The sequence below is a fragment of the Chloroflexota bacterium genome (assembly GCA_034717495.1).
GTDB lineage: Bacteria > Chloroflexota > Anaerolineae > JAAEKA01 > JAAEKA01 > JAYELL01.
Map to the genome: position 1 here is coordinate 1 of JAYELL010000119.1, position 23,491 is coordinate 23,491.

The window sequence follows — 23,491 nt, forward strand, 5'->3', positions numbered from 1 at the left end:
CAGCACCTTGCCTTCCAACGTGTGGCCCCGGTCATCGATGGTGGGGCGTTTCCCGGCAAGGGCCAAGGCATTGAGATGCTGATATTTTTTGGTGATGGTGAAGAGGAAACAGAACACCGCTTCGGCCACCGAGGCCAGAAAGACCGGCAGGGTGACGATGGGCAGCCCATGTTCCGTGGCTGCAGAAACATCAACATTCTCGTATCCTACGCCCCATTTGATGATGCCGCGCAGATTGCCGGCGGCTTCTATCATCTCCCCGGACAATTTCACCGCGGAACGAACGATCAACACATCTGCGTTATCAAGAGCCTCCTCTAAAGCCTCAGGCGTGTCTTCTTCCAGGATAATGAGTTCGGTTTGTCGGCGCAGCTCTTTCCAGTGCGGTTCAATTTCCGGACCGACAGCCACGCCGATCACTATGACCTTGCCAAGTTTTTTGGGAAACGAATTTGTCATGTTCAGTTAACAGGAACCGGGGGAGGGGCTTTCGTCCCTCCCCATTCCTCTGTCTCAGAGAGGCTGGAACTACTCTCCCCAGCCCATCTCTTTCTTCTGTTCCTCCACCACCCTCGCGGCTTCGAGCGCAACTTCCTTGACGGCGTCGGCCGGCGACATACCATCGACGACGACTTTCTGGACAGCGGCGGCGAAGGGATAGTCGGGGGCCGAGTAGAGCGGATTGGGGGATCCCGTGAAGGCCGCCCTGTCGGCGCCCTCCTGTGTTGCCTTGTAGATGCCACCGGCGTTGACGATAGGATTGTAGGCGTCCAGTGAGTATTCCCCAAAGGCCTCCTTGATCTCTTTGTTCTCATCCAGCATATCGCAGCCGGTCACATCCTGGTTCCACCAGTCCAGCTGATCCTGGTTGATGGGCGTGATGTGCGTGGGGATAGTGCAGAAGACCTCGGCGGATACCTCAGGAGAGAGCAGGTACTCGACCCAGCGCTGGGCCTCCTCCGGATGCTCACTATTGGCGTTGATAGCGTAGTAGCTGGGATCGCTGAACGTCGCCTTGATATTTTCGGTTGGGTAGGGAAAGACGCCGATATTGCCCACCAGGTGCGGCGCGTTGAGATAAGCGCGCCCCAGGGGACGTCCCATGTAGAAGGTCATGGCTGACTGTTCCGTGAGGAAGGTGTCGATCAGATCACCCCAGGCATAACCTACCGCTGCATCAGAGGTGTACTGGGCCATATTCGTGTACCACTCCACAGCCGCTACCGTTTCAGGGCTATCGAAGACCACGTTCAGGTCCTCGTCAAAGATCTCGCCGCCAAAGCCATAGAGGAAGGGAGCCCCAAACAGCCAGGTGGCTCCATGGTGTCCCAGCGGCAAAGTGACTCCATATTCCGTGGGCGAATCGGGGTTGAACTCCCTGGTGAAGTGCCTGGCGGCCGCTTCGAATTCCTCGAGGGTCTCTGGTATGGGGATACCAGCTTCCTCGAACAGATCCTGGCGGTACCAGACCATAGCTATGCCGCCGCCGAAGGGGACGCCATAGATGTCATCGCCCAATCTCAAGAAGTTTTCGCCCCCCAGGAAATAGTCGTCGCCTCCCATTTCCTCGACCATGTCGTTGAGCGGCAACAGCTGGCCTTCCGCCCCCAGCAGGAATCCCACGGCCGGGTTCGGCTGGAACACGTCGAGGGCTGAGGCACCTGCAGACAGCGCGGCCACCATCGTCTCGACGATCTGATCCGGTCCTGCGAACTGAAGCTCGACGCGGATATCCGGGTTGGCAACCTCAAAGTCCTGGATGGCCTTTCGGAATATGGCCACCGATAAGGGGTCGGTCTCCTGGCTTAGAAAGACGATGGGCACGCGTTCCCCTGATGGCTGTGGAACGGCAGTGATCTCGACGATTTTTTCCACCTCAACGGTTTCAACAACGGTAATGGTTTCGCCTCCAACTTCCTTCTCAACGATAACTGTTTCAATAACAGTTACCACCTCTTGTGGCGGCGCTGCCACACAACCTACGGTAAGCAGGCCCGCGACAATCAGGCCGACGCAGACAAGGGCTGCCGTGCGTGGGAACTCCCGACGAGGAACATCTTTCTTCTTAGACATTGTTGGCCTCCCGATCATGTCTCTATACACTGGTCCGAATTTCCGTACAACTCTGTTCTTTCACCGTCATGGTTTGAAAATAATCACCTCCTTTTCATTCCGCCTAAGCCGGGGCCATCATTGATTTGGGCGCTCATCCTTTGATAGCGCCCTCGGTAAAGCCCGCTACCAGTTGGCGTTGGATTAGCATAAAGAACACCAGCACCGGCAGCGTGGCCACCACCCCGGCCGCGTTAATCATCCCCCACGAATGCCAGCCGCTCCTCTCGTTGAGCAGGTTGGAGAGCGTGGTGGATACTACAACATTTTTTTGGGACGAAGCGAAGATTGTCGCAAAGAGCACCTCGTTCCAGGAGAGAATGAAGGTAAAAATGAACGTGGCGATGATGCCCGGACGGGCCAGCGGCAGGATGATCTTGATAAAGGACTGTGCTCGATTCGCTCCATCCACCAGCGCCGCCTCCTCCAGCTCCAGCGGAATGCCGGCAAAGTGGGAACGCAACATCCAGATAGAAAAGGGAAGGGTGAAAGAGACGTAGGTCAAGGCCAGCGGTAACAACCCTCCCGTAAGCCCCAGCTTCCCCCATATCCTGACCATCGGAATCATCAACAGGATGCCGGGCAAGACATAGACAAAGAGCATCAGGATCGTGAAGAACCGCATGCCGGGCATGCGGAATCGGGTGATTGTGTAACAGAACCCCACGCTCAAAGTAACACCCAGCGTGGAGGCCAGCGTAGCCACCATGGTGCTGTTCCTGAGGGCAATGACCATGTTGGAGAGCTCAAGCAGTTCCTGATAGCCGTTCAGTACCCACTCTGTGGGAAAGAAGGTGGGTGGAACGCGGTACACCTCGACGCCCGGTTTGAACGAACTGACCGTCATGTAAATCAAGGGTACCTCAAGGATCAGGACAATGGTCACGGCGATAAGCAAGTATAGTATTGTGATCTGCTGTTCGCGCGAGCGCAGGAGGCCTCTGGCCCCACGGTCAGCCGGGGGTTGGGAAGATGTGGCTTCTACACCCATATTTGTTCACTCCTTCAACTTACGTCAGACGTTCTTCCGAGCGGTCGTAAGCATACAAGTAGAAGACCATGGCCACTAATAGCGTTACTACCATCAGGAAAGATATCGCGGCTGCACGCCCCAGGCTGAACTCTTTGAACAAGGTGTCGTACACCAGAATCGGCGGTGTTATTGTCGAGTAGACAGGCCCTCCCTGGGTCAGCAACGCAACAATTTCCCAGTTGTTGAAAGTCCATATGGTGCGCAACAGCAACGTGATGATGATCACGGGCATCAACATGGGCAGCGTGACGTAGCGAAACCTCTGAAGGGCGTTGGCGCCATCCACCTTGGCCGCCTCGTATAGCGTCACGTCAATGGTCTGGAGACGCGCCAGGAAGGTGATCACCATGAAAGGAAAGTACTTCCAGGCCGTCACCATGATGACCGATGGCATAGCCGTCTTGGGAGATGCAAACCAGGTGTTGGGTATGGGCAAATTCCAGGCGTCAATCAGGTGATGGATAATACCCACGCTGTCGCTGAGCATAAAACGCCAGATAATGGCCGCCACAGCGACGGGGAACACGTAGCTGAACAGCACAAAGCCGCGTAATATATTGCGCCCCGTAAACTGTTGGTGCAGCAGAAGCGCTACAGCCATGCCTACCACCGTCTGAATGCTGATCGAGGCGATTGTGAACACAATGTCATTGGAAAAGGAATTCCAGAGTTGGGGATGCTGGAAAACGCTGGTGAAGTTGTCCAATCCCACCCAGACCGTACTGTCCAGATCAAATAATGGGCGGCGCTGGAAAGCTGTTATCAAAGCGGTGATGATGGGATATGTGCCCAGAAAGACCAGTACCAGGAAGGCGGGCAAGAACATAACAAGAGCCATAACCAGGTCTTGCGTCTGGACCTTTCCGCCGCTAACCAGGGTGATACCCAGTCTCTCAGCCAAGTTGCGCTTGTGCGGTTTGGTCTCTGTTGAAATAGCGGTAGAACGCATATCTAACTCCGATACTGCGGTGTCAACTAAAACTTATATATCCCGTTCTCCATTACGCACACGTCATCCACGTAGACGGTGGTATCGAACATCTGGCAGTCGAGATGGATTTTGCTATGCACCTCCCCGCCGATGGTGTGGCTGTGGCCTACGGCAAAGTGAGTTGTACCCCAGGCGCCGTACGAAAAGTGCCCCGGCGCGCCGTACTCGTACTCGTAAGAGCGTTTCTCCCGGTGACTGGTGCAAATGCCGCATTCGGCCATGTTGTTGGCATTCTCATCTGCCGCAGCCATGATGGCCCGCAGCCTGGCAGAGGCGGGGCCGCCGTTCACCTCCACAGCCCGGCCTTTTTTGATGATAAGCTCCACTGGATCATCTCTATGGTCAGCGCCAACGCTGATAATGTAGCCATCGATGACGGCTCTTCCTTCCATTGTGCCCTCCCAGGGTACACAGGCGCTCTCCGCATAATTGGGCACGATCGGCGCCTCCCGACGCTCTGACGTCCTGGCCGCAAAGCTCCAAACTTTGCGTCCTGGCTTCAACTTGAAGCGAGTATTGGTGCCCTTCTGGGTGGTCACCTGAACCCACCTGCCCTTGCTTACCAACTCCGTGACCTTAAAGGTTCGTTCAACAAACAAATCGATATCTTCCGGGGTGGTGGTCCAGGAAGACATATCCTCCTCGACTATCACATATTGCATGCCGCCTGCCTGAGCCGCCTGGTTTTTTTCTGTATGCCCCAGCAGATGGCAGTATTCCACGTCGGCCGCGCCAAAAACAAAGGTACTGGCGGCAAAGGCAGCGGCCATATGGTCGGGCGGTTCCGGGCGTTGATGGGTGGCATAGTACGACGCTACCTCACTGCTCACATCCATCAGCAAGGGCGTTGCGCCTCGCGCCAGCGCGACGCCGGCAATCGCCTCGCCTTCCGGCCAGCGGTTTTTGTCGCATATCACCAAACAAAGGTCTCCCGCCTGTACGCCAATGCAGTGGTCGACAATCAACGCTGCGTTTCGAGTCAACAGGATGGGTGTAAGCAAAGATGGTTGTTCTGACATCGTTTATTCGTCCGTTTGCATGACGCTAGGTTCGTCGGGACCGGTGCTTGTTTCTTCTCTCTATCGCCCGTCTGGCCGCGGCTGCAACCCACGGCGCTGTCAATTGATACTTCTCGGACAGGTCGTCGTTGGGCGCCGACTCGGCGTACACATTCTGAAGGCCAATGAATTCCACCGGTACGGGATGATTTTTGACCAGCACCTCGGCCACCGCGCTGCCAAAGCCGCCCTGGACGTTGTGGTTTTCCAGCGTCACAATGGCGCCCACGTTGCGGGCCACGTCGTTGATAAGAGCCTCATCAATCGGCTTGACCGATGGCATGTTGACTATGCCGGCATCGATGCCCTCTTGCTGCAATAGCTCTGCCGCTTCTATGGCGTAGGGCAGCAGGACACCCGAGTTCATCAGCACCACGTCGCTGCCCTCTCGCAGCCAAACGCCCTTACCCAGTTCAAATTTGTACGATTCGTCGAAGACGACCGGCCACGAGTCCCTGCCGATGCGGATGTACAACGGGCCAATGTGTTCCACCGCGTAGTGCAACACCGCGCGGATTTCATGGACGTCAGCGGTGTCAATCACCGTCATGTTGGGCATGGAGCGCATGGCGGCCGTGTCGCTTATCATTTGCTGGGTCGCTCCCTGAGCGCCCGTGAAGATACCGGCATACGCCCCGATGATGCGCACGTTGGTCTGGCAGTAGTCCACGCACAATGAAATTTGGTCAGCAGCGCGCTTGCTGGCAAAGCGGGCAAAGGTGACGGTAAAGGGAATATAGCCCATCATCGCCAGGCCCGTGGCAACACCGATCATGTTTTGCTCTGCAATACCTACCTCTATGGTGCGTTCCGGGTACTCGTTCATAAAGAAGGTGGTTTGTACGGAACTCCGCAGGTCGGCGTTGATGACCAGCATGTTGGGGACTTTGCCACCCAGTTCCAACAGTGTCTTGCCCAATGCTACCCGCAATGAAGCCTTTTCCCATTCCATCGTTTACTCCCATAAAGGTGTGATTTTCATACGGAGCGCGTAACGAGAGGTAGCGTGGAGGGAAACCCCCGCGCGCGCCATAGGCAGATCCTCATTGTACCTCTGCATAGTCGCTCAACGCGTCCAGCCGAGCGTTAATTTCGCTCATTGCCTGCTCGTACAGCGGCCTGGTCACGTTTCCACCGTGCCACTCGACCTTGTTTTCCATATAGGACACGCCCTTGCCCTTGACCGTGTGGGCCACGATGATGGTGGGTTTGTCTTTCACCTGCCGGGCCTGGTGGTACGCTGTCAGCAGCGCGGCAATGTCGTGCCCCGGCACATCCAGAACGTGCCAGCCGAAGGCCTCCCACTTGGCCCTGTAGGGCTCCATGCTGGGCATGACCTCCTGTCTCACGCCACCCTGCAGGCCGTTCCAGTCTACAATGGCCAGCAGGTTGTCCTGCTTGTACTTGGCCGCGCACATCGCCGCCTCCCACACGTTCCCTTCCTGTGTCTCGCCGTCGCCCATGATGCAGTAGGAACGGATGTCTTTCCCTTGCCGTTTGGCGCCCATAGCTATTCCCAGCGAGACCGAAAGCCCTTGCCCCAACGAGCCTGTCGTCAGCTCGACCCAGGGCAGCCAGACCGAGTCCACACTCCCCTGCAGACGGGTTCCCAGGCTCTCAAAGGTATCCAGTTCCTCTTTGGGAATCAGGCCGCGCTCAGCGAAGACGGAATATAGCCCAACGGCCCCGTGCCCTTTTGAGAGGATGAAGCGGTCCCGGTCGAGCCACTTGGGATTTGTGGGGTCCAGGCGCAGTTCCCTGAAATAGAGCGTCACCAGGAGTTCCACAAGGGATAGGGAAGGGCCGGAATGGCCGCGACCAACCCTGTACAGCGTATTGAGAATATCTTGCCGCACCAATTCACAGATGTATTCGAGCTGCCTGACCTCTTTTTGATCTACCTCGTAGGGTTTTCCATTTCTATCTGTGATTTGTGTCATCGTTTGCCTTTCATTGCTCCCAGTACGGCTGGGCGTAAATAGCTCCAGGGTTGTCACTCCTTCGACTTCGCTCACCGTCACGCTACGGCAGCACGTCAGCAGACGATGCGTGAGCTAGCCAATCCGTGACGCCAGCAGGCGGTGCGGCCTAGTACGCCACGGCAGCAGCCGATGCGAGAGCTAGCAGGCGTACCGTGACGCTAGCAAGCGGTGCGAGACGTCAGCAGACGGTGCGTGAGCTAGCTAGGTAAGGCCACCGAGAGGTGAGAGCTAGGTCGCAAGCGCTCCGTGAGGAGGTGCCCTCGCGAGTACCCCGAGGCTGAAAGCCGGAAGGGGCAGAGTGGGCAGAACAGGCCTGAGCGTGTCGATCGGCCAGCTGACGCATGCATGAATCGCTAGCGAAGGGCCTCTCGATTCATGTATCGCGAGATGCTTCGGCTGGTGTTGGCCGCTCGAACGGGCATCGGATTGCTAGCAACGGTTCCTCTCCTGATCAGGTTTCGTGCCAGACCCACTCAGCATGACGATTGACCCAACCATTGCTTGACTTGCGCCCGCGTGCACTAGGTTAACACACGCAGCCAGAAATTCTCCGACTGCCAGTGGGGGTACTCCACCGCTCCTTCGACAGTTCCTTTTACGTAGCTCTCTTCCGGTTCTATCTGCCTGATAATCTGCAGAGCAGCGCAGGCATCGGCGATTCCGGCCTGCATGGATGTACCCTCGCGTACCGCCTGCGCAAACGAGCGTAACTCGCCGGCGTAGCCGCCGATAAAAAAAGTTGAGTTTTCGTCGTTGGGGATAGAAAAGCCAGGCTCCCATACACTGATCTCCCCATCCGGCCGATAATGAGACAGATGGATCATATTCTCGGCCAGGACGAACTGCCCGTTGCCGGTGATCTCCACCCGTTCGTTGCTTCGTCTCCATAACTGTTGGTCAGAGACGGACAGGGTACCGACAGCGCCGGACTCGAATTTCAGCGCGATGGCATAGCTGGTATGGGTTTCATCGAGTTCGTACTTTTGATGGGAAACCTCAGTTACATCTCCCATCAGAAAGCGCAGCAGATCGAGGGTATGGATCCCCGCATCGAGCAGCAGGGCAAAGCCGTTGCTGTTCTTCCAGCCCAGGGCCATCTTGGCCTCTACGGCGGCGACGGGGCCAAAGTCAGGGACCGAAATGACCTGCTTCATCCGGCGGTAAATGAGGGCGTGGCGCTTCATCGTCCCCACCATGACCGGCACACCCAACACCTCGCTGCGATCGCGTAAATGCTCCGCCCCGGCCAGGTTCAGCGCCGGCGGTTTTTCCACAAACACAGGTAATCCCCGTTCTATGCAATCCAGGGCCAGCGGCGCGTGTGTCTTTGGTCCGGTGCAGATCAACACCGCTTCTAACGACTCTTCCTCCAGCATCCGTCTGTGATCAGTGTAAACGCGCTCAGCGCCGAACCATCTGGCGTTGCGCCGCGCTTTAACTTCGTCAACATCGCAGACTGCCGCCAGTTCAATACGGGCCAGATGGAGACTGGGATAGAGCATCTTGGTGGCGTGCCGGCCACAGCCAATAAAACCAACGCGTAATGGTTTCACTATTCTCGATCTTCTCCCTCTCTTCATGCGATGTGGGCGCCGCCATTCACGCTGATCACTTCACCGACGATATAGGTGGCTGCCGGCCCTGCCAGGAAAGCGACGACCTCGCCGATTTCTTCCGGCGTTCCCTGGCGTTTCAACGGAACACGATCTATCAAGCTCGCCAGGTGTGGCGAAATCACGCCGCCTTGCATCTGGGTCTCGATGTAGCCGGGCGCAATCGCGTTCACCAATATGCCTCGGGGAGCGGCCCAACGGGCCAGAGCGCGGGTAAAACCCATAATGCCGGCCTTGGCCGCCGAGTAGTCCACGTCGCACGAAAAACCGCCCCGTTGGCCGGAGATAGAGGTGATGTTGATAATGCGCCCCTCTTTTCGCTCCAACATCCCCGGCAGTACGGCCTTAGTGCAGAGGAAGTAGGCTTTCAGGTTCAGATCCAACACCCAGTCCCAATCCGCTTCGCTGATTTCCAGAATAGTGCGGGCGGGATTGTGGCCGGCGTTGTTCACCAGGATATCAATCGGGCCAATCGTCTGCTCCACCTCTGCGACCATATGTCTGACGGCCTCGGCATCGGTCACGTCCGCCTGTATCACGTGGGCCTGCCGTCCCAGCGCCCGAATTTGCTCACAGACTTCCTGCGCCAGTTCCGCCGCACGCAGATAGTTCACGGCCACGTCTACCCCGCCGCGGGCCAGAGAGAGCGCTGCACCGGCGCCAATGCCCTGTGAGGAGCCGGTTACCAATGCTACTTTTCCGGAAAGGCCAGTCGTCATTGTATGCTCTTCCTCCTGGAAAAAGTCATCAACCGGACAGGGCATGAAAAGTTGTACTCGTCTGGATGCTTGATGCCCTTACACCACACCCGGCGTGATCGGCCAGAAATGTCAGGAGCAGATCGTTGAAGCGGTCTGGTTGCTCCACGTTTACAAAATGGGCCGCCTCCGCCACAATGGTTCCCCGGCAATCAGGGATAGCGCGCTCGTACCAGGCGACAAAGGGAAGGCATGGCGAATCAAGGGCACCCGCCACGGCCAGGACAGGGACGCTTATTTCTGAAACCCGCGTCGTCATTTCTTCCATCTCGATGATGGCGCGGGCGGCGCCGGCAAACCCGTTGCCCGGTTTTGTACGCCATTCTTCTATCAAGCAGCGTGTCAGTTCCGGTGCGCACCCGGCCAGCCGCTGGTAGCGTTCCTCGTACCATTCGCTAACGGCCCTGTCCACCTCCCCTTGTTCTGCCCGTGTCGCCAGAGCCTCCAACTCAAACTGGATTTCCCGCGCCGGTTCCGACTTGGCGCTGACCAGCACAAGGGCGGCTACATCCCGCGGGTAATCCAGCGCCAGGCGCAGTGCTACCCGGCCGCCCATTGACAACCCGACGACACAGACCTCCTTCAGGTTCAGGCTGGTGATGAAACGATGAATGTCCTCTGCCATCTGGGGGATAGTGTAAGGACCGGGTGGAGAGGAAGATCGGCCGTGCCCGCGCTGGTCGACACAGACGACATCGTAGCCGGCAGCGGTCAAGGCCAGCGCCTGGGGGAACCACATTTTGCCGGTAATGGCAAAGGCATGCAGAAAAATCACGGGCCGGCCGTGCCCCTCCCGCTCAAACCATAGTTCTATGTCGTTGATTGTCAGACTGGGCATCAACAACTCCACATGCAATGTGTACGCCGCCGTTCAGGCTTCCTGGGGAATGATCGTAGGCGGATAAGCGAGATTCTCACCGTCACTCCTTCGGGACGCGGGACCATCCGGAAGAGCGACATAACCCAGACGAGTCGATATTTCCTGGCCCTTGGTCAGTACCTGTTCGACGAGAGCGTCCAGATTTTCCTCTATACGTCCTGCCGGGCCTGCAACTGTAATGGCAGCCACCAATTGGCCGTTATGATTGTATATGGGTGCGGCAACGCACCGCGCGCCGAGTTTGAACTCTTCGCGGTCCAGCGCGTAGCCTTTTTGACGAATATCTTCTACCTCTGCCGCCAGTTGATCCGGATCGGTAATCGAGTTGGGTGTCACCTGGGCAAAGCTGTTTGCGGCAGCCAGGCGCTCAAATTCACCGGCGGGCAACTGGGCCAGGAGTATCTTGCCCACTGCCGTGCAGTGGTATGGCCGGCTCACTCCCAAAGGTACATCCATCCGAATCTCCGAATCAGGCAGGAATTTGTCAATGTAGAAAACTTCATCGCTGTCGCGGATGCCTAACAAAGCCGTTTCGTTTGTTTCTTTTGCCAATGCTTTCAAATAGGGACGAGCGACCTGTCTTACCTCTAACTGCCCTAACATCGCCAGCCCAATTTGCAGCATAACCGGCCCCAGAGCATAGCGTTTGGTCTCTTCATTCTGAACAACGAAGTCCTGTGCGTTAAGCGCATTCATAATTTTCTGAACGCCTGCCGGGCTTATCCCCAGTTCACGACCTATTTCCCGGATACCCATGCCCTGGTCAGCGCGGGACAGGTGCTTGAGAATGATGAGCGCACGTTCAACAGACAGATTAGTAGTGGTCATATGAACACCCCAAGTTATAGATTCCTGAATACAAGAAACCTCGCTGCTTTTCTTGAAACACTGTCAATATTTATCGCGAACACTGTTCACAATTATAACATACCACGATTTCTTGGGGGTGTCAAGCAGCGCGATTTGGAAAGCTTATTGATGCCGGAGTGGAAACAGGGCGGGGTGTTGCGACCACTGGCGCCGGATGAGATTTTTGCACGAATGACCCCTTGACAAACGAGCAAAATTCGTGTATCCTATGAGCAGATGCCATTAGCATATGCTCATAGGATGAATCTCAAATGGCCACGGTCGAACGATTGGAGCTCATGCACCTTGCTGCTATGCTCTATTACACCGCCCACAAAACACAGAACGAGATTGCCGAGGAGTTGTCCGTTTCCCGGCAAACGGTATCGCGACTTCTTATCCAGGCACGGGAAGAAGGGATCGTAAAGATCACCATCACCAATCCCTTTGCCAACATGGAACACCTCGCCGACTCTCTGCAAAAGGCGCTCAATCTGAGCACTGTCATCGTTATCCCGGGCGAAGATGCAAGCCAGGCGCAGATCCGCAGACATCTGGGATACGCAACAGCCCGTTACCTGGAAACGGCGATCGGGACAGGCGATACCGTGGGCATTGGTTGGGGAAGGACACTATCCGAGGTTGTGGAGGCGTTGAACGTGGATGGCGCCAGGGGATTGACTGTGGCCCCTCTGATGGGTGGGTTGAATCATATCGCTCCCAGTTTCCAGGTGCATGAGATGGCGCGCATTTTCAGCGAGAAGCTGGGGGGAGTATGGAAGCCGTTTTATGTGCCTGCCATCGTCGAAAACGAGGCGCTGCGCCAGTCTCTGTTGGATTCGCAGGATGTCAGGCAGATCATGGACAGCTGGAAGACTCTGAACGTTGTGCTTGTCGGTATTGGGGACATCGATCTGGGTCCCGATGTTCATATGCTGTTTGCCGATTACATGGACGACAACAGGATGTCCCATTTGAAGCAAGCGGACGCGGTGGGCGACATCTGTATGCGGTTTTTCGATATTCAAGGAGATCCCATTGCAAATGGCCTGCCCGGCGTGGTGGGCATAGAACTGGCAGAAATCCGCGGCGCGCGACTGCGCATCGGCGTTGCCGGCGGCGGCGAAAAAGCCGAAGCCATCATCGGCGCGGCGCGCGGCGGTTTTATCAACACGCTCATCACCGATGAGTCGGCTGCATCTCGCATTATCAACCAGCTTTCATAGAGCAGAGGAAACGTCATGAACCCAGGAAAACAGATTCGCTTGAATCGCATCTTCGCCAGCGATGGGCGTAGCGTTGTTGTGGCGATGGATCATGGCTTGCCCGGCGTGACGCCATTGGCAAGCTTGAGCCAGCCGGGACGCCTGATCGAACAAGTGGCAGTGGGCGGGGCCGACGCCATTTTGACCACGCCAGGCATTGCCGAACGTTTCGCGCCACACATTGGGCTACTGGGGCTTATCGTGCGCCTGGATGGGGCGGTGACGATGTTGGGGCAAGGGGGCGAGATGCGCCTGATTGCCTCGGTGGAAGATGCCCTGAGGCTGGGAGCTGATGCAGTGGCTGTCATGGGCTTCTGCGGAACCGACGATGAGGCCAACAGCCTGGAAACGTTGGGGAAAGTGGCCACGGAGTGCCGCCGGCTGGGCATACCGCTTCTGGCCGAGATGCTGCCCATGGGCTATGGCGCTGAACCCACCCTCATCCAATTGGTGCAGGCTGCCCGCATCGGAGCCGAAATGGGGGCAGATATCATCAAATTGCCCTATGTGGGCCCGGCTGTAGCCTTCGAGGAAGTGATTGAAACCTGTTTCGCGCCAATCCTGGTCCTGGGTGGCAGCGCCAAGACAACGGATTCAGTGCTGACACAGGTCCAGGACGCCCTATCCGCCGGAGCAGCAGGCGTAGCCATCGGTCGCAATGTCTGGCTGCAAGAAGATGCAACAATGATGACAAACTCAATTGTAAAAGCTGTGCATGGTGAACAACCATCGTGAAAGTTGCCAGGGCCGGGCTTATCATCAACCCTGCGGCCGGACTGGGCGCCGCCCATAATTTGGCCGCGGCGCAGCAGGTTGTCGGCAGTCTGGGACCGGTTCAGGTTGTCACGGGCCCGGGTGACTTGGGCGCAAATGCCGTTCCTGGGGCGCAGGTCGTCCCGCTGCCGGCCATCCAGGGGCGCGTCGCCACTCAGTCCCTTGCCCGCCAGATCATCTCCACCGGCGTGGACCTCCTCATCGTCGTCGGCGGGGATGGCACCATGGCCGATGTCGCTTTCGTCCTGCTTGAGGCAAACAGCCACTGCCCTCTTCTCGGCATCGGCGGTGAGCAAAACTGGCGATGGACGGACTGTCCATGTCGCACGGGGAAAGCTGGTGGGCACCGAACTGACCCCCGTCGCCCTGGCCGGGGTCGAACCGATCCACTCCTCCTACATCAGCCTGGATGAGGGCGAAACCATCCAGGCGACAGGCATCGGCCCGCCCGCCGTACTCTGCGCCGATGGCAATCCCCTCAAGCTCCTGGTTCCTGGCGACATCGCCAGCATCCATCTGCACCCACAAGCCGTTCGGGTGCTGCGCCTGCAAGCGGAGGCAGCATGATGGCCGACTTACTGGATCGAGCTACCGGAATGCTGGCGTCACGGTACGCCTGCTGGCGTGCTAGCGTCGCAATGACACCTGCCTGGCCAGGAAAGTACCTTTCGAGTCAGATTCTTGCACACTGGACAAGGAGATTATCAGCGAACCTCACAAGGATGTACCGCAGCGGTGTCCCGAGCCTGTCGAGGGCGAAGCTGAAGTGTGACGCTGATAAACGCAGACTTGTGCTGAGCGTAGCCGAAGTATAATCACGGATCAATAGAAAAAAATCAGCGGTTATCTGCGCCGAAGGTCTGCGTAATCAGCGTTCCTCTGGCTTGTCCAGTTTGGGGGAACACCTCAATTGACAAAAAACCAAAATTATACGACGCGCCAAGAACAGATCAGTGTGTTTTTGGGCATCAGCATACAAATCATCAGCGTGGTGTTCGCCGCCCGATTTATCATCGACTTGGGCGCCCGGATGCTGTACTCGTTCATTCCCCAATTTTCTGCTGGTCTGGGGATAACGGTGGCGGCATTTGGCTGGCTGCTCTTCATTCGAGCCCTCGCCGGGGTGACAAGCCCAGTTTTTGGCCTCTTGTCTGACCGCTATGGTCGGCGCACTATCATGATGGCCAGCTTCCTCCTTCTAGCTGCCTGCGGAGTGGGAATGGCCCTGTCCCGGCAATGGTGGTCGGTAATGCCGCTTATTCTCTCAGGGCTGGCAGTAGCCGCTTTCGTTCCGGCCCAGCAAGCCTACATCAGCGACCGGGTCACCTACGAAAAGCGGGGGCGGGCGATGGGAAGTGTGGAATTCGCCTGGTCAAGCAGCGCTATCATTGCCTTGCCGCTCATGGGCTGGATGATCGAGGCCTATGGATGGCGCACCCCTTTTGTCTTTATTGCCTTGCTTAGCCTCTGTGGCGCGGCCATTGTCTGGCGATACCTACCTGCCGCAAGCGAGCGACAGGCGCATGAACCACTGACCTGGCGTGGGATCAGAAAGATCGTGGGGAAACGCAATGTTATGGCATCGATGGGAGTGAGTTTTCTGCTTTTTGCTCCCCCATAACCACCAGCTTGTGGACGAAATGGGGCCTTACCGGGGTCGGTGCAGTTGAAATCCTGTTCTTGCTGGGCGCTTTCGGATTGCTTTGGACCTGTTTGCACGATAAAAAACCGGCGGCCAACCCATCGTTGGCCGGTAGATAGGCGATGAGATCGGAGGCAGAGTCGGAAAACCCTTATCCTTCGGGTTCAAACCAATGGGCCAAGGCTGCTTCCGCATCAGCCAGGGCATCGACCACCGTGTCATATGCCTTGTCGCTTTCCCAAATCATGCCGCCGATGTCCAGGATACGGACGGTGGAATCGCTCATTTCGTCCTGGCCCAGTTCGATCCAGGCATCGCCACCAAGAACCCAGGCTGCCAAACCGGGGTATTCTGTGTCGAACATAGCATTGCTCCTCCATGCTTACAGATCCATCCCCGCCCCATGTTCGCGCAGCCAGCGCTGGCGCTCGCGATAGTCGGGCAGGATTTTGTCCACCTCGCTCCAGAAGGCGGGGGAGTGGTCGGGAACAAGGACATGTGCGAGTTCATGGACGACGATGTAGTCCAGCACGGTGAGGGGGGCCATCATGCAGCGCCAGTGAAAGTTGATGTTGCCCGTCCTGGCGGAGTAGGACGCCCAACGGTGTTTGAGATCCATCACCCGGATGTCGTTGACCTGCACGCCGAGTTGCGGTGCAAATATTGCCACCCGTTGTGGTATCTTCTCCCGCCCCTTTTCCCGATAGAAATCTTTGAAGGCTGCGTCAGGGTCAGCCTGCGTCTTGGGGTCGCGGCGCAAGAGGAAGTAACCCCCTTTGAGCATCAACGGCAGGCGCTGGTCGTCCACCCATTGTAAGCGAAAGCTGCGGCCCAGGTAGAGAAAGCCCTCACCGTTGACGTACTCACGTTCGATCTGGGCGGCGTTCAGTTGGCGCCACTCGGCCAGATGTTTGTAGATCCAGTAACGCTTTCGCTCAATCAGCGCTTCGACTTCGTCGTCGGTGAGATGGTCGGGTACGCGCACACTAACCGAGCCGTCGCGCTCGATGTAGATGCTGGCGGTTTTGCGCCGGTCGCTGCGAGTGAGAGTGTATTGGATATCACGATACACGGGCATAATCGGCCCAAATCAATTTTCGGAATAGCGACGACTTTCCGCGATGAAGGCGACGATTTCCTCGGTGCTGACGCCCAAATCAATTCCTTCCACATCCAACGGCGAGGATTTTTGTTCGACGGGTCTGAGGACAAAAACCTGTCCATCCCGGCGTTTGATGAGAACCTCACCCTCGTTCAGGGCTTTGTTCAGTAAAGAGGCAAGATTTTGACGCGCTTCTGAATAAGTGACTATTGTACTCATTGGGTCACCTCAAGGACCTTGACACCATACGATTGCGCATGATGCTGTAGTGTTTTGTCGAGCGTTAGCAAGGGCGCTCGATATTTTTCAGCGGTGCGAATCAGATAGGCGTCGTAGGCATAAATCGAGAGTTGATCAGCGATTTCGAGGGATGCAGGCAATTCGATTTCGACAAAACGGATGAGGATGCTCTGATAGAGGGCTATGGCAGCCAGCACCTGGGTAAGCATGATGCGACGGCGTTTCAGCATCGCCGAAAAAGCATTGCCGATCTCAAAATGGATGGACACAGGAGCGATAAGATCAGTGCCCGTCGTCAGTTCAAGCAAGGTTGCTTTTTCGGGTTCATTGGCAATGACTGCGATGATGGCGGAAGCATCGATGACAATTCGCATGAAGACTCCAAAGTGGTTGTACAAATGTACAAGTATTATAGCATACAAATTCGCAAACAGACAAGCCCTTTTCTTGGGGGCCAGCAATTCCAAATATGAAGCGATCCATTGGGCACCGCCACCGGGGGATGAATCCCTCGGCTACAAAACGGCGCTGGGTTCACCCGGCTAACTGCGGTTTAGCGACGATTCGTGGCTAAAAAAGCCCGATTCATCGGACGCTGTTACGTAGCGGGGTGATTTATCGCCCCGTGATGGCGGCAAATGCGCACAAGCTGAGTTGTTGAAGCCACCAAATGCCACGTTTTGAGGCATCCGTTGCCATATTTGGAATTGCTGCTTGGGGGCTTAACTCCGATTTCTCGCCAGCGTCACCAACTCAGCCACGATGTGTTCGTAGCCAGTGTACATGGCTTCGATGCCGCTGTAGAGGATGGTTTGAGTGAGGTCGCCTTTGAGGCGGTTGATCTGGTAGCGATTCTCCCAGAAGTTGACGATGCCGGTGTACTCGCCGATGATGCGGTGGATTTGGGCGGTGAGGTTCTTGAGTTTCCCCGCCTGTTCATCTGGCAGACCATCGGGGAAGGCAAGCTGGGCGATGAGGTCATGGTAGGGTTGCTGGTCGGTGGGGACGCCGGACAAGGGATCATCGCGGCGTCCGGCGGCGGCCTCGCCTTGCAAATCCAGCATGGCCTGGTACAGCGCATCCCAGTCGTCCTCATGCTGCTGGATGAGCTTTTCCAGCTTCTCCACCAGCTTGCCGAACAAAACCGGGTCCTCGTTGAACTTGATCTTGCAGTGGCGGCGGATGGCGTGCTCCATCTCGCTGGCTTTGGCCCGCGGGTCCCGCTGCGCCTGCACCTTGACGATGAAGTCGGGGTCGAGTAAATCCAATGGTGGGATCTTGGGATCGATGCCCTGGCTGACCAGATGCTCGTTGATCAGCTTGCGCACCTTGGCCCCGGCCTTGGCCAGATTGCCCACACTGGTATCCTGATAGCGGTCGCGCACGCGGCGGGCCAGGAAGCCCAGGCGCTTGGCCGGGATTTTGAAGGGCGTGGCCGCTGGATGGGGCAGCACGATATTCATGCTCTGCAAGAAGAAGCCCAGGAGCGTGTCGAACTCGGCCCGCTGTTTGACATCCTCCAGCGCCTGCACGGCCTGCTCCAGCACCTCGTAGTTGCGGGCGGGATCGGCGATGGTCTGCTGCATGTAGCCTTCGATCTCGACGACACCCAAATCCTGGAAGAATTGGATGATGCGGTTGCAGCGACTCTCCAGGACGGGGATCTCCTGGTTGATGTCGCGCATGGCGTCCATCACATCCTGCAGGGCCTCGTCGTCGCCGGCGTAGATTTCCAGGGCCTGGCTGAGATGGTTGGAGATGCCGATGTAGTCGACGATGTAGCCCCGGTCTTTGCCGGCATAAACCCGATTGACGCGGGCAATGGCCTGCAACAGGCCATGCTCGCGCAGTTTTTTATCCAGGTACATCACCTGCTCGAGCGGCGCGTCGAAGCCGGTGAGCAGCATGTCGCAGACGACGAGAAAGCCGAGGCCGGTTTCCGGTTTGGGTGGCTTGCCTGCCGCCGGGTCGCCATAGTCGAAGGGCCTCTTGAAGTTCTCGACGGCGTTGACCTCTCTGGCGTGCTGGCGGGCAGCCGTAACAACGGCCAATTCGTTGGTTCCGTCGCTGGACACCACCACCGCCGAGCTCAGGAATTCGACTTGGGCAATGAGGTCGGGGTCACGCGCGGCGGGCGGGAGAGCACGCGCCCGGTCGAGCCAGTTCTGTAACGCCTGGTCGATGAAGCGCCGGTAGCGGACGGCTGCCAGTTTGCTGCTGGCCACCACCTGCGCCTTGAAGCCATCGGGCAGGATGTGGCTGATGTAGTGTTCGACCAGGTCCCCGGCAATGGCTTCGATCCGTTTCTCCGCCTCCAGGATGTCGCCGAAGGTGCCGTAGCGGCGCTTGATGGCGCTTAGCTCCTGTGGCGCGCGGTCGGCGAAGAGGTCCTCGAATTTGCGCTCGAACTGGTCTCGGGACTGGATGGCGGTGTGGGCGGTCTTGCCGGTGTACTCGATGGGGATGGTGACGCCATCTGCCACCGAATCCATGAGTTTGTAGCGGTCGATGTACGTGCCGAAGCGTTTGACGGTACGCTTTTCGTCGTGGCGTTCGGTGATGAGCGGGGTGCCGGTGAAGGCGATGCGGGCGGCGTTGGGGAAGGCGGCGAAGAGGTTGTCACCCAGATCGCTGGACTGGGTGCGGTGGGCTTCGTCGATGAAGAGGACAATTTTCTCGGAATCGTTGATGGTCTCGAACACCCGGTATTGGGGCAGGGGCTCGGCAGCCAGGGCATAGTCCTGCCGTTGGGGGAAGGGAATGATGCGGCCGGTTTCAGATTGGCGGCCGGGGAGTGCCAGGGGCTGTTCTCGCTCCTGGAACTTATGCACCATCACCATATTCAGGTCAGAAGTGGTGGTTCCAAGCTGTTCACGCATGTCATCGCCGCCGAACTCCACCACATGCACCGGCTCGCCGGTGAGAAAAGCGGTCTCGGTCAGTTGTTTTTCCAGGTCGGTGCGGTCGTTGACCATGATGATCTTGTAGTCGTGCAGGCCGGGCGTGGTGCGCATGCGCCGCACGGTGAAGACCATGGTGAGGGATTTGCCGGAGCCTTGCGTGTGCCAGACCACGCCCGAACGCTCGCCGCTGTCATCCCGGCCCAGCAGGCGGTCGATGATCTTGCGCATGGCCCGGTATTGCTGGTGGCGGGGGATAACTTTGACCATTTCGCCGCCGATCTGCATGAAGAGCACGCAATGGCGGACGACATCGAGCAAGATGGCGGGGGAGAGGAGGCCCTGGATCAGCACTTCCTGCGGGCGTTCCACACCCAAAGGTGGGGTATAGCTGCGCTGCTCGGGCGGCCAGATATCGTTCCAGGGATAAAAGTACTTGTCGTCGGTGGCGGTGATGGAACCGACATCGGCTTTTTCGCCGCAGGTGCGGATGAGCAACTGGTTGGCGTGGAAGAGGCGGGCTTCCCCCTCGCGCAGGCCCTGGGCCCGGGCGTCAGGATCATCCCGCTGGTCGGAATAGCGCATGAGCTGGATGAAGGCTTCTTCCATCGAGTTGGCCCCGGTGGGATCGCTGCCCTCCAGCTTGCACTCCACCACCGCCCAGAGCAGGCCGTTCACGAAGAGCACGATGTCGGGGATGATGAACTTCTTACCCTGCTGCCAGGGCGTGTCCACCCGGAACTGGTTGATGGCGATAAAGCGGTTGCGCTCGGGTTGCTCCCAATCCACCAGCCTGACTTCGGGATATTCCTCGCCCGTCAGTTCATTGCTCCCCACCACCACCCGCGTCTGTCCGATCAGTTTGCGGCTGACGATCTCGTTGGCCTCCAGCAGGGGCTTGCCCCCCACCTCTGTCGTTACTTCGTCGTGCAGCGCCGCCAGTTGCGCATCCGTCAGCCAGGGCCGTCCGTCGGGCAGGGCGTTGATGCCTCGCACCGCTTCCATGAACACGCGGCGCAGGGTGGTTTCCCGGAAATCCTCGCGCAGGCTCTTGGCTGGATCGCCGGGGATGCCGTGAGGGCCATGATCGATCACCTCCCAGCCCAGGGCGGCGAGTTGGTCGAGGAAGGGTTTTTCGACGAAGGTGTACTCGGACATGATCGAAGGTGCGACATACTTCGCAAGTGCGTCGCACCTGGATTTGCCTAAAGTTTTTCGGCGGGAGGCATGGCATGCCCGCGCCAGCGCAGCAGCGTCACCGCATGGGCCTTGCGCAGCATGAGCAGGTCGGCATCTTGCATCAACTGTTTCAATTCGTTCTGCTCTTCTTGTCTGAGGCGATCCTCCGCTTGTCGTTCCAACAATTCCTGAAGCCGGGCAACCGCGGCTTGTGATGAGCGACTGCGGGCGACCCGCCCACCTCCACGGCCCGCAACAGCAGGTCTGTAAGGGGTTTGGCGGGTGGCCTGCGCCATCTGCTGGAAGCGCAGGGGCTCGGGCAGGGGCAGGGTGACGTTTTGTGTGTTCATGCTCATATTTCACCTGCTCGTGAGGCAATCGAGTCTGGCATCATCATACATCGGTTGGCGATTTCCGGCAACCGTCCGCCGCCTCCGTCGTTACTTCATCGTGCAGCGCCGCCAGTTGTGCGTCTGCCAGCCCTGCCGGGGGATAAATCCCCACGGCTACATATACAGCGCCCGATGAATCGGGCTTAGCCAGGTTCACCCGGCACTGTGCGACTGAGCAACAGTCGTCCGCAGCCCGGAGGCTTCAGCTCTGAGCGTCGGTGGCCCTTGCCCGGATCGCCGGGAATTCGGATATGATCCTGTGTGAGTTTCTGGCCGAGTGAACTCGGACTTTTCAGGCGCTTCGCACCAGTGGTCGACCTGCGTCGACCGGCCCCATGCCGAAGCCCGGGACGGCGAAGGCCGTTCGTTGGCCGTAGGCCTGTAGAGCCCGACTTCAGTCGGCCCTTGCCCGGATCGCCGGGAATGCCATGCGGCCCATGATCGATCACCTCCCAACCCAGGGCGGCCAGTTGGTCGAGGAAGGGTTTTTCGACGAAAGTGTATTCGGACATGATCCCGTGGGAGTGAGTTGCTGGCTCAAGTATACTTCAGAAAGGGAAGGATGTCAGGCGTCTGGTCTGGGCGAGTAAACTCGCACTCTCCAGACGCTTCGCGCCGGTGGTCGACCTGCGTCGACCGGTTACCGGACAGGCTATCATTTTTTCGGTGGGTTTTCGTAGTACTCGAAGAAATCTTCCAGCTCTGCCTGAATCTCATCCATGCCATGATGATTTTTCTGGTTGTTGATATAGTTCATGATCTTGGGGACATCCCATCGGCTTACGCTAAAAGCACCATAAAAACCCATCCACTTGAAATGATATTCGAGATGGAGCTGATTGTTGGCAAAATGAGATGAGACGCCTTTGAGTTGTTGCACCAATTTCGAGATCGAGAGCGTGGGAGGAATGCGCAGCAGTACATGCACATGGTCGGGCATACCGTTGATTGCCAGCACTCGACACCCCAGTGAGTGGGCGACATCGCCGATGCAACGGTACAACGCTCGTTCCATTTCAGGCTGTATGAGCGGCGATCTGTCCCATGTCGCCCACACGAGATGCACATAAAGTTCAGCTTTATCCCTTCTCATTGGCTAACCTCCAAATTTGATAACGAAAAGGACGGCGTAGGCCGTCCGCTGGCCGCAGGCCTGGAGAGCTCGAATTCATTCGACCGTTTGATCGATCACCTCCCAACCCAGGTCGGCGAGTTGCTCGAGGAAGGGTTTTTCGACGTAGAGGTATTCAGACATGATTGCGCAGCGAGCGCGTGCCAGACGTTATGCGGGGTTTTCCGGCGGATGCCAGCCCACTCGCATCCAATTGCGTCTGGCGTCGAGAATGACATCATTGTTCATATTCAGCGCTATCACTGTGACGCGTCCCGTGGCCGTCAATCCCAACAAATGGATGCCATCGACGTCCCAGGCGAAATGCGCCGACCAATTCTGCCGCCGCGGGTGAAAGAGGGGGGCGCTCTCGCCCGTGAGCGGATCTTCTATTTCGGTTGTGGCGTGCTTGAACAGGTTACAACGATGGCAGGCGAAGCAGAGGTTGTCGAACTCGTTCGTTCCTCCCTTGCTGCGGGGCAGGATGTGATCGATCACCATAGGATAGCCCGAGTGGGCCTGGCCGGTATGACAATAGGCGCAACGATGATCGTCCGCAACCAGCACAGTTGACGCCGCAATTTCGCCGAGATGTGAATGCTCATGGCAGTCTATAGTTTTTCGGCGGGAGGAATAGCATGGCCGCGCCAGCGCAGCAGCGTCACCGCATGGGCCTTACGCAGCATGAGCAGGTCGGCATCTTGCATCAACTGTTTCAATTCGCTCTGCTCTTCTGGTTTGAGGCGATCCTCTGCTTGTTGTTCCAACAATTCCTGAAGCCGTGCAACCGCGGCTTGTGATGGGCGACTGCGGGCGACCCGCCAGAGCGCATCATCATCCAACCTATCCAGGGCGGCGAGGTCAGCCTGGAAACGGGCCGGCGCTTCTTCCCAACTGGGCGGCCCGCCCACCTCAACAGCCCGCAGCAGCAGGCCGGTAAGGGGTTGGCGGGTGGCCGTGGCCATCTGCTGGAAACGCAGAAAGAGGGTTTCTGGCAAAGGTAGGGTGACGTTTTGTGTGTTCATGCTCATATTTCACCTGCTCGGAAGGCAATCGAGTCTGGCGTCATCATACACCGCTTAGCGATTTCCGGCAACCGTCCACGCTTCCGCCGTCAATTCCAAATTTGGGATGTTGCACCGGGCGTCGAGGCAGGGCTGTTCAGTTCTAAAACCAATATCATGCTAATGGCTTCCTGCGTCCAAATATAACAACGAATCAGTAGGATTTATCGAATTTTCCCGACTCAGATTCGGTCAATCCCCAGGATTCGTTGTTATATTTAGCAAACAAGAAATAAAAATGAACAACCCTGGGCGCCAAGGATTGAAATCTCATGTGCGACGCAGGCAAGCTACGCTTGCTCGCAAGTGCGTCGCACCTGGATTTGCCATGATCGATCACCGCCCAGCCCAGGGCAGCCAGTTGGTCGAGGAAAGAGTTTTCGACGTGGAGGTATTCGGATATGATCCTGTGTGAGTGAACTGCTAGCTTAAGTATACCGCAGAGTCAGTTTCTGGCCGAGTGAACTCGGACTTTTCAGGCGCTTCGCACCAGTGGTCGACCTGCGTCGACCGGCCCCATGCCGAAGCCCGGGACGGCGAAGGCCG

At 57.5% G+C, this 23,491-nt stretch carries 25 protein-coding genes; 5 read left to right on the forward strand and 20 right to left on the reverse strand.

All coding sequences use genetic code 11. The annotated features are described in order from the left end of the window. The 11 genes from U9R25_20510 to U9R25_20560 all read right to left on the reverse strand — a co-directional run. Window positions 1-420: hypothetical protein (locus U9R25_20510; protein MEA3338279.1), on the reverse strand; the 420-nt coding region annotated here is incomplete at its 3' end. 108 nt (window positions 421-528) lie between these two features. Next, entirely contained in the window at window positions 529-2,073 is a 1,545-nt protein-coding gene (locus U9R25_20515) for a sugar ABC transporter substrate-binding protein (GenBank protein MEA3338280.1), read from the reverse strand. Window positions 2,074-2,206: 133 nt separating this feature from the next. Beyond that, entirely contained in the window at window positions 2,207-3,103 is an 897-nt protein-coding gene (locus U9R25_20520) for a carbohydrate ABC transporter permease (protein MEA3338281.1), read from the reverse strand. A gap of 19 nt (window positions 3,104-3,122) precedes the next feature. Beyond that, on the reverse strand, window positions 3,123-4,046 hold the full coding sequence (locus U9R25_20525; GenBank protein MEA3338282.1) for a sugar ABC transporter permease: 924 nt from the start codon (window positions 4,044-4,046) through the stop codon (window positions 3,123-3,125). Between the two features lie 74 nt (window positions 4,047-4,120). After that, entirely contained in the window at window positions 4,121-5,155 is a 1,035-nt protein-coding gene (locus tag U9R25_20530; protein MEA3338283.1) for a hypothetical protein, read from the reverse strand. Window positions 5,156-5,180: 25 nt separating this feature from the next. Continuing rightward, window positions 5,181-6,146: a transketolase C-terminal domain-containing protein gene (locus U9R25_20535; GenBank protein MEA3338284.1), complete on the reverse strand. Its 966-nt coding sequence runs from the start codon at window positions 6,144-6,146 to the stop codon at window positions 5,181-5,183. 91 nt (window positions 6,147-6,237) lie between these two features. Continuing rightward, window positions 6,238-7,134, reverse strand: a complete 897-nt coding sequence (locus tag U9R25_20540; GenBank protein MEA3338285.1) for a transketolase — start codon at window positions 7,132-7,134, stop codon at window positions 6,238-6,240. Between the two features lie 563 nt (window positions 7,135-7,697). Beyond that, window positions 7,698-8,729, reverse strand: coding sequence for a Gfo/Idh/MocA family oxidoreductase (locus U9R25_20545; protein MEA3338286.1), 1,032 nt, complete (start codon window positions 8,727-8,729; stop codon window positions 7,698-7,700). Window positions 8,730-8,752: 23 nt separating this feature from the next. Next, window positions 8,753-9,508, reverse strand: a complete 756-nt coding sequence (locus U9R25_20550; protein MEA3338287.1) for a 3-oxoacyl-ACP reductase family protein — start codon at window positions 9,506-9,508, stop codon at window positions 8,753-8,755. 28 nt (window positions 9,509-9,536) lie between these two features. Next, on the reverse strand, window positions 9,537-10,385 hold the full coding sequence (locus U9R25_20555) for an alpha/beta hydrolase (GenBank protein MEA3338288.1): 849 nt from the start codon (window positions 10,383-10,385) through the stop codon (window positions 9,537-9,539). Between the two features lie 33 nt (window positions 10,386-10,418). After that, complete coding sequence (locus U9R25_20560; protein ID MEA3338289.1) at window positions 10,419-11,255, reverse strand: IclR family transcriptional regulator; 837 nt, start codon at window positions 11,253-11,255, stop codon at window positions 10,419-10,421. 293 nt (window positions 11,256-11,548) lie between these two features. On the opposite strand from U9R25_20560, the gene U9R25_20565 reads away from it, so the two are divergent. From U9R25_20565 to U9R25_20580, 4 genes are all read left to right on the forward strand, one after another. Then, a complete protein-coding gene (locus tag U9R25_20565) occupies window positions 11,549-12,502 on the forward strand; it encodes a sugar-binding transcriptional regulator (GenBank protein ID MEA3338290.1) in 954 nt (317 codons plus the stop codon). A 15-nt stretch (window positions 12,503-12,517) separates the two neighbouring features. Next, window positions 12,518-13,276, forward strand: a complete 759-nt coding sequence (locus U9R25_20570; protein ID MEA3338291.1) for a fructose-bisphosphate aldolase — start codon at window positions 12,518-12,520, stop codon at window positions 13,274-13,276. A gap of 327 nt (window positions 13,277-13,603) precedes the next feature. Next, a complete protein-coding gene (locus U9R25_20575) occupies window positions 13,604-13,882 on the forward strand; it encodes a hypothetical protein (GenBank protein ID MEA3338292.1) in 279 nt (92 codons plus the stop codon). 343 nt (window positions 13,883-14,225) lie between these two features. Further along, window positions 14,226-14,936 (forward strand): MFS transporter, encoded by a 711-nt coding sequence (locus tag U9R25_20580; GenBank protein ID MEA3338293.1) that lies wholly within the window; start codon window positions 14,226-14,228, stop codon window positions 14,934-14,936. A gap of 172 nt (window positions 14,937-15,108) precedes the next feature. Here the strand turns inward: U9R25_20580 and U9R25_20585 are convergent, their stop codons facing one another. The 9 genes from U9R25_20585 to U9R25_20625 form a co-directional block, all read right to left on the reverse strand. Continuing rightward, window positions 15,109-15,321, reverse strand: a complete 213-nt coding sequence (locus U9R25_20585; protein MEA3338294.1) for a hypothetical protein — start codon at window positions 15,319-15,321, stop codon at window positions 15,109-15,111. 18 nt (window positions 15,322-15,339) lie between these two features. After that, window positions 15,340-16,035 carry a SprT family zinc-dependent metalloprotease gene (locus tag U9R25_20590; GenBank protein ID MEA3338295.1) on the reverse strand — a complete coding sequence of 232 codons (696 nt, stop codon included), beginning with the start codon at window positions 16,033-16,035 and terminating at the stop codon, window positions 15,340-15,342. Window positions 16,036-16,047: 12 nt separating this feature from the next. Next, a complete protein-coding gene (locus tag U9R25_20595) occupies window positions 16,048-16,278 on the reverse strand; it encodes a type II toxin-antitoxin system Phd/YefM family antitoxin (protein MEA3338296.1) in 231 nt (76 codons plus the stop codon). Next, window positions 16,275-16,673, reverse strand: a complete 399-nt coding sequence (locus U9R25_20600; protein ID MEA3338297.1) for a type II toxin-antitoxin system VapC family toxin — start codon at window positions 16,671-16,673, stop codon at window positions 16,275-16,277. Before U9R25_20600 ends, U9R25_20595 begins: the two co-directional genes overlap by 4 nt. Window positions 16,674-17,021: 348 nt before the next feature. Further along, window positions 17,022-20,357 carry a type I restriction endonuclease gene (locus U9R25_20605; GenBank protein ID MEA3338298.1) on the reverse strand — a complete coding sequence of 1,112 codons (3,336 nt, stop codon included), beginning with the start codon at window positions 20,355-20,357 and terminating at the stop codon, window positions 17,022-17,024. A 47-nt stretch (window positions 20,358-20,404) separates the two neighbouring features. After that, entirely contained in the window at window positions 20,405-20,728 is a 324-nt protein-coding gene (locus U9R25_20610; protein ID MEA3338299.1) for a hypothetical protein, read from the reverse strand. A 697-nt stretch (window positions 20,729-21,425) separates the two neighbouring features. Further along, window positions 21,426-21,863 carry an IS200/IS605 family transposase gene (tnpA, locus tag U9R25_20615; GenBank protein ID MEA3338300.1) on the reverse strand — a complete coding sequence of 146 codons (438 nt, stop codon included), beginning with the start codon at window positions 21,861-21,863 and terminating at the stop codon, window positions 21,426-21,428. Between the two features lie 189 nt (window positions 21,864-22,052). Next, window positions 22,053-22,448, reverse strand: coding sequence for an HNH endonuclease (locus tag U9R25_20620; protein MEA3338301.1), 396 nt, complete (start codon window positions 22,446-22,448; stop codon window positions 22,053-22,055). 44 nt (window positions 22,449-22,492) lie between these two features. Beyond that, complete coding sequence (locus tag U9R25_20625) at window positions 22,493-22,906, reverse strand: hypothetical protein (GenBank protein MEA3338302.1); 414 nt, start codon at window positions 22,904-22,906, stop codon at window positions 22,493-22,495. Between the two features lie 313 nt (window positions 22,907-23,219). Between U9R25_20625 and U9R25_20630 the strand changes: the two genes are divergently transcribed. Further along, window positions 23,220-23,360, forward strand: a complete 141-nt coding sequence (locus U9R25_20630) for a hypothetical protein (GenBank protein ID MEA3338303.1) — start codon at window positions 23,220-23,222, stop codon at window positions 23,358-23,360. Window positions 23,361-23,491 lie beyond the last annotated feature (131 nt).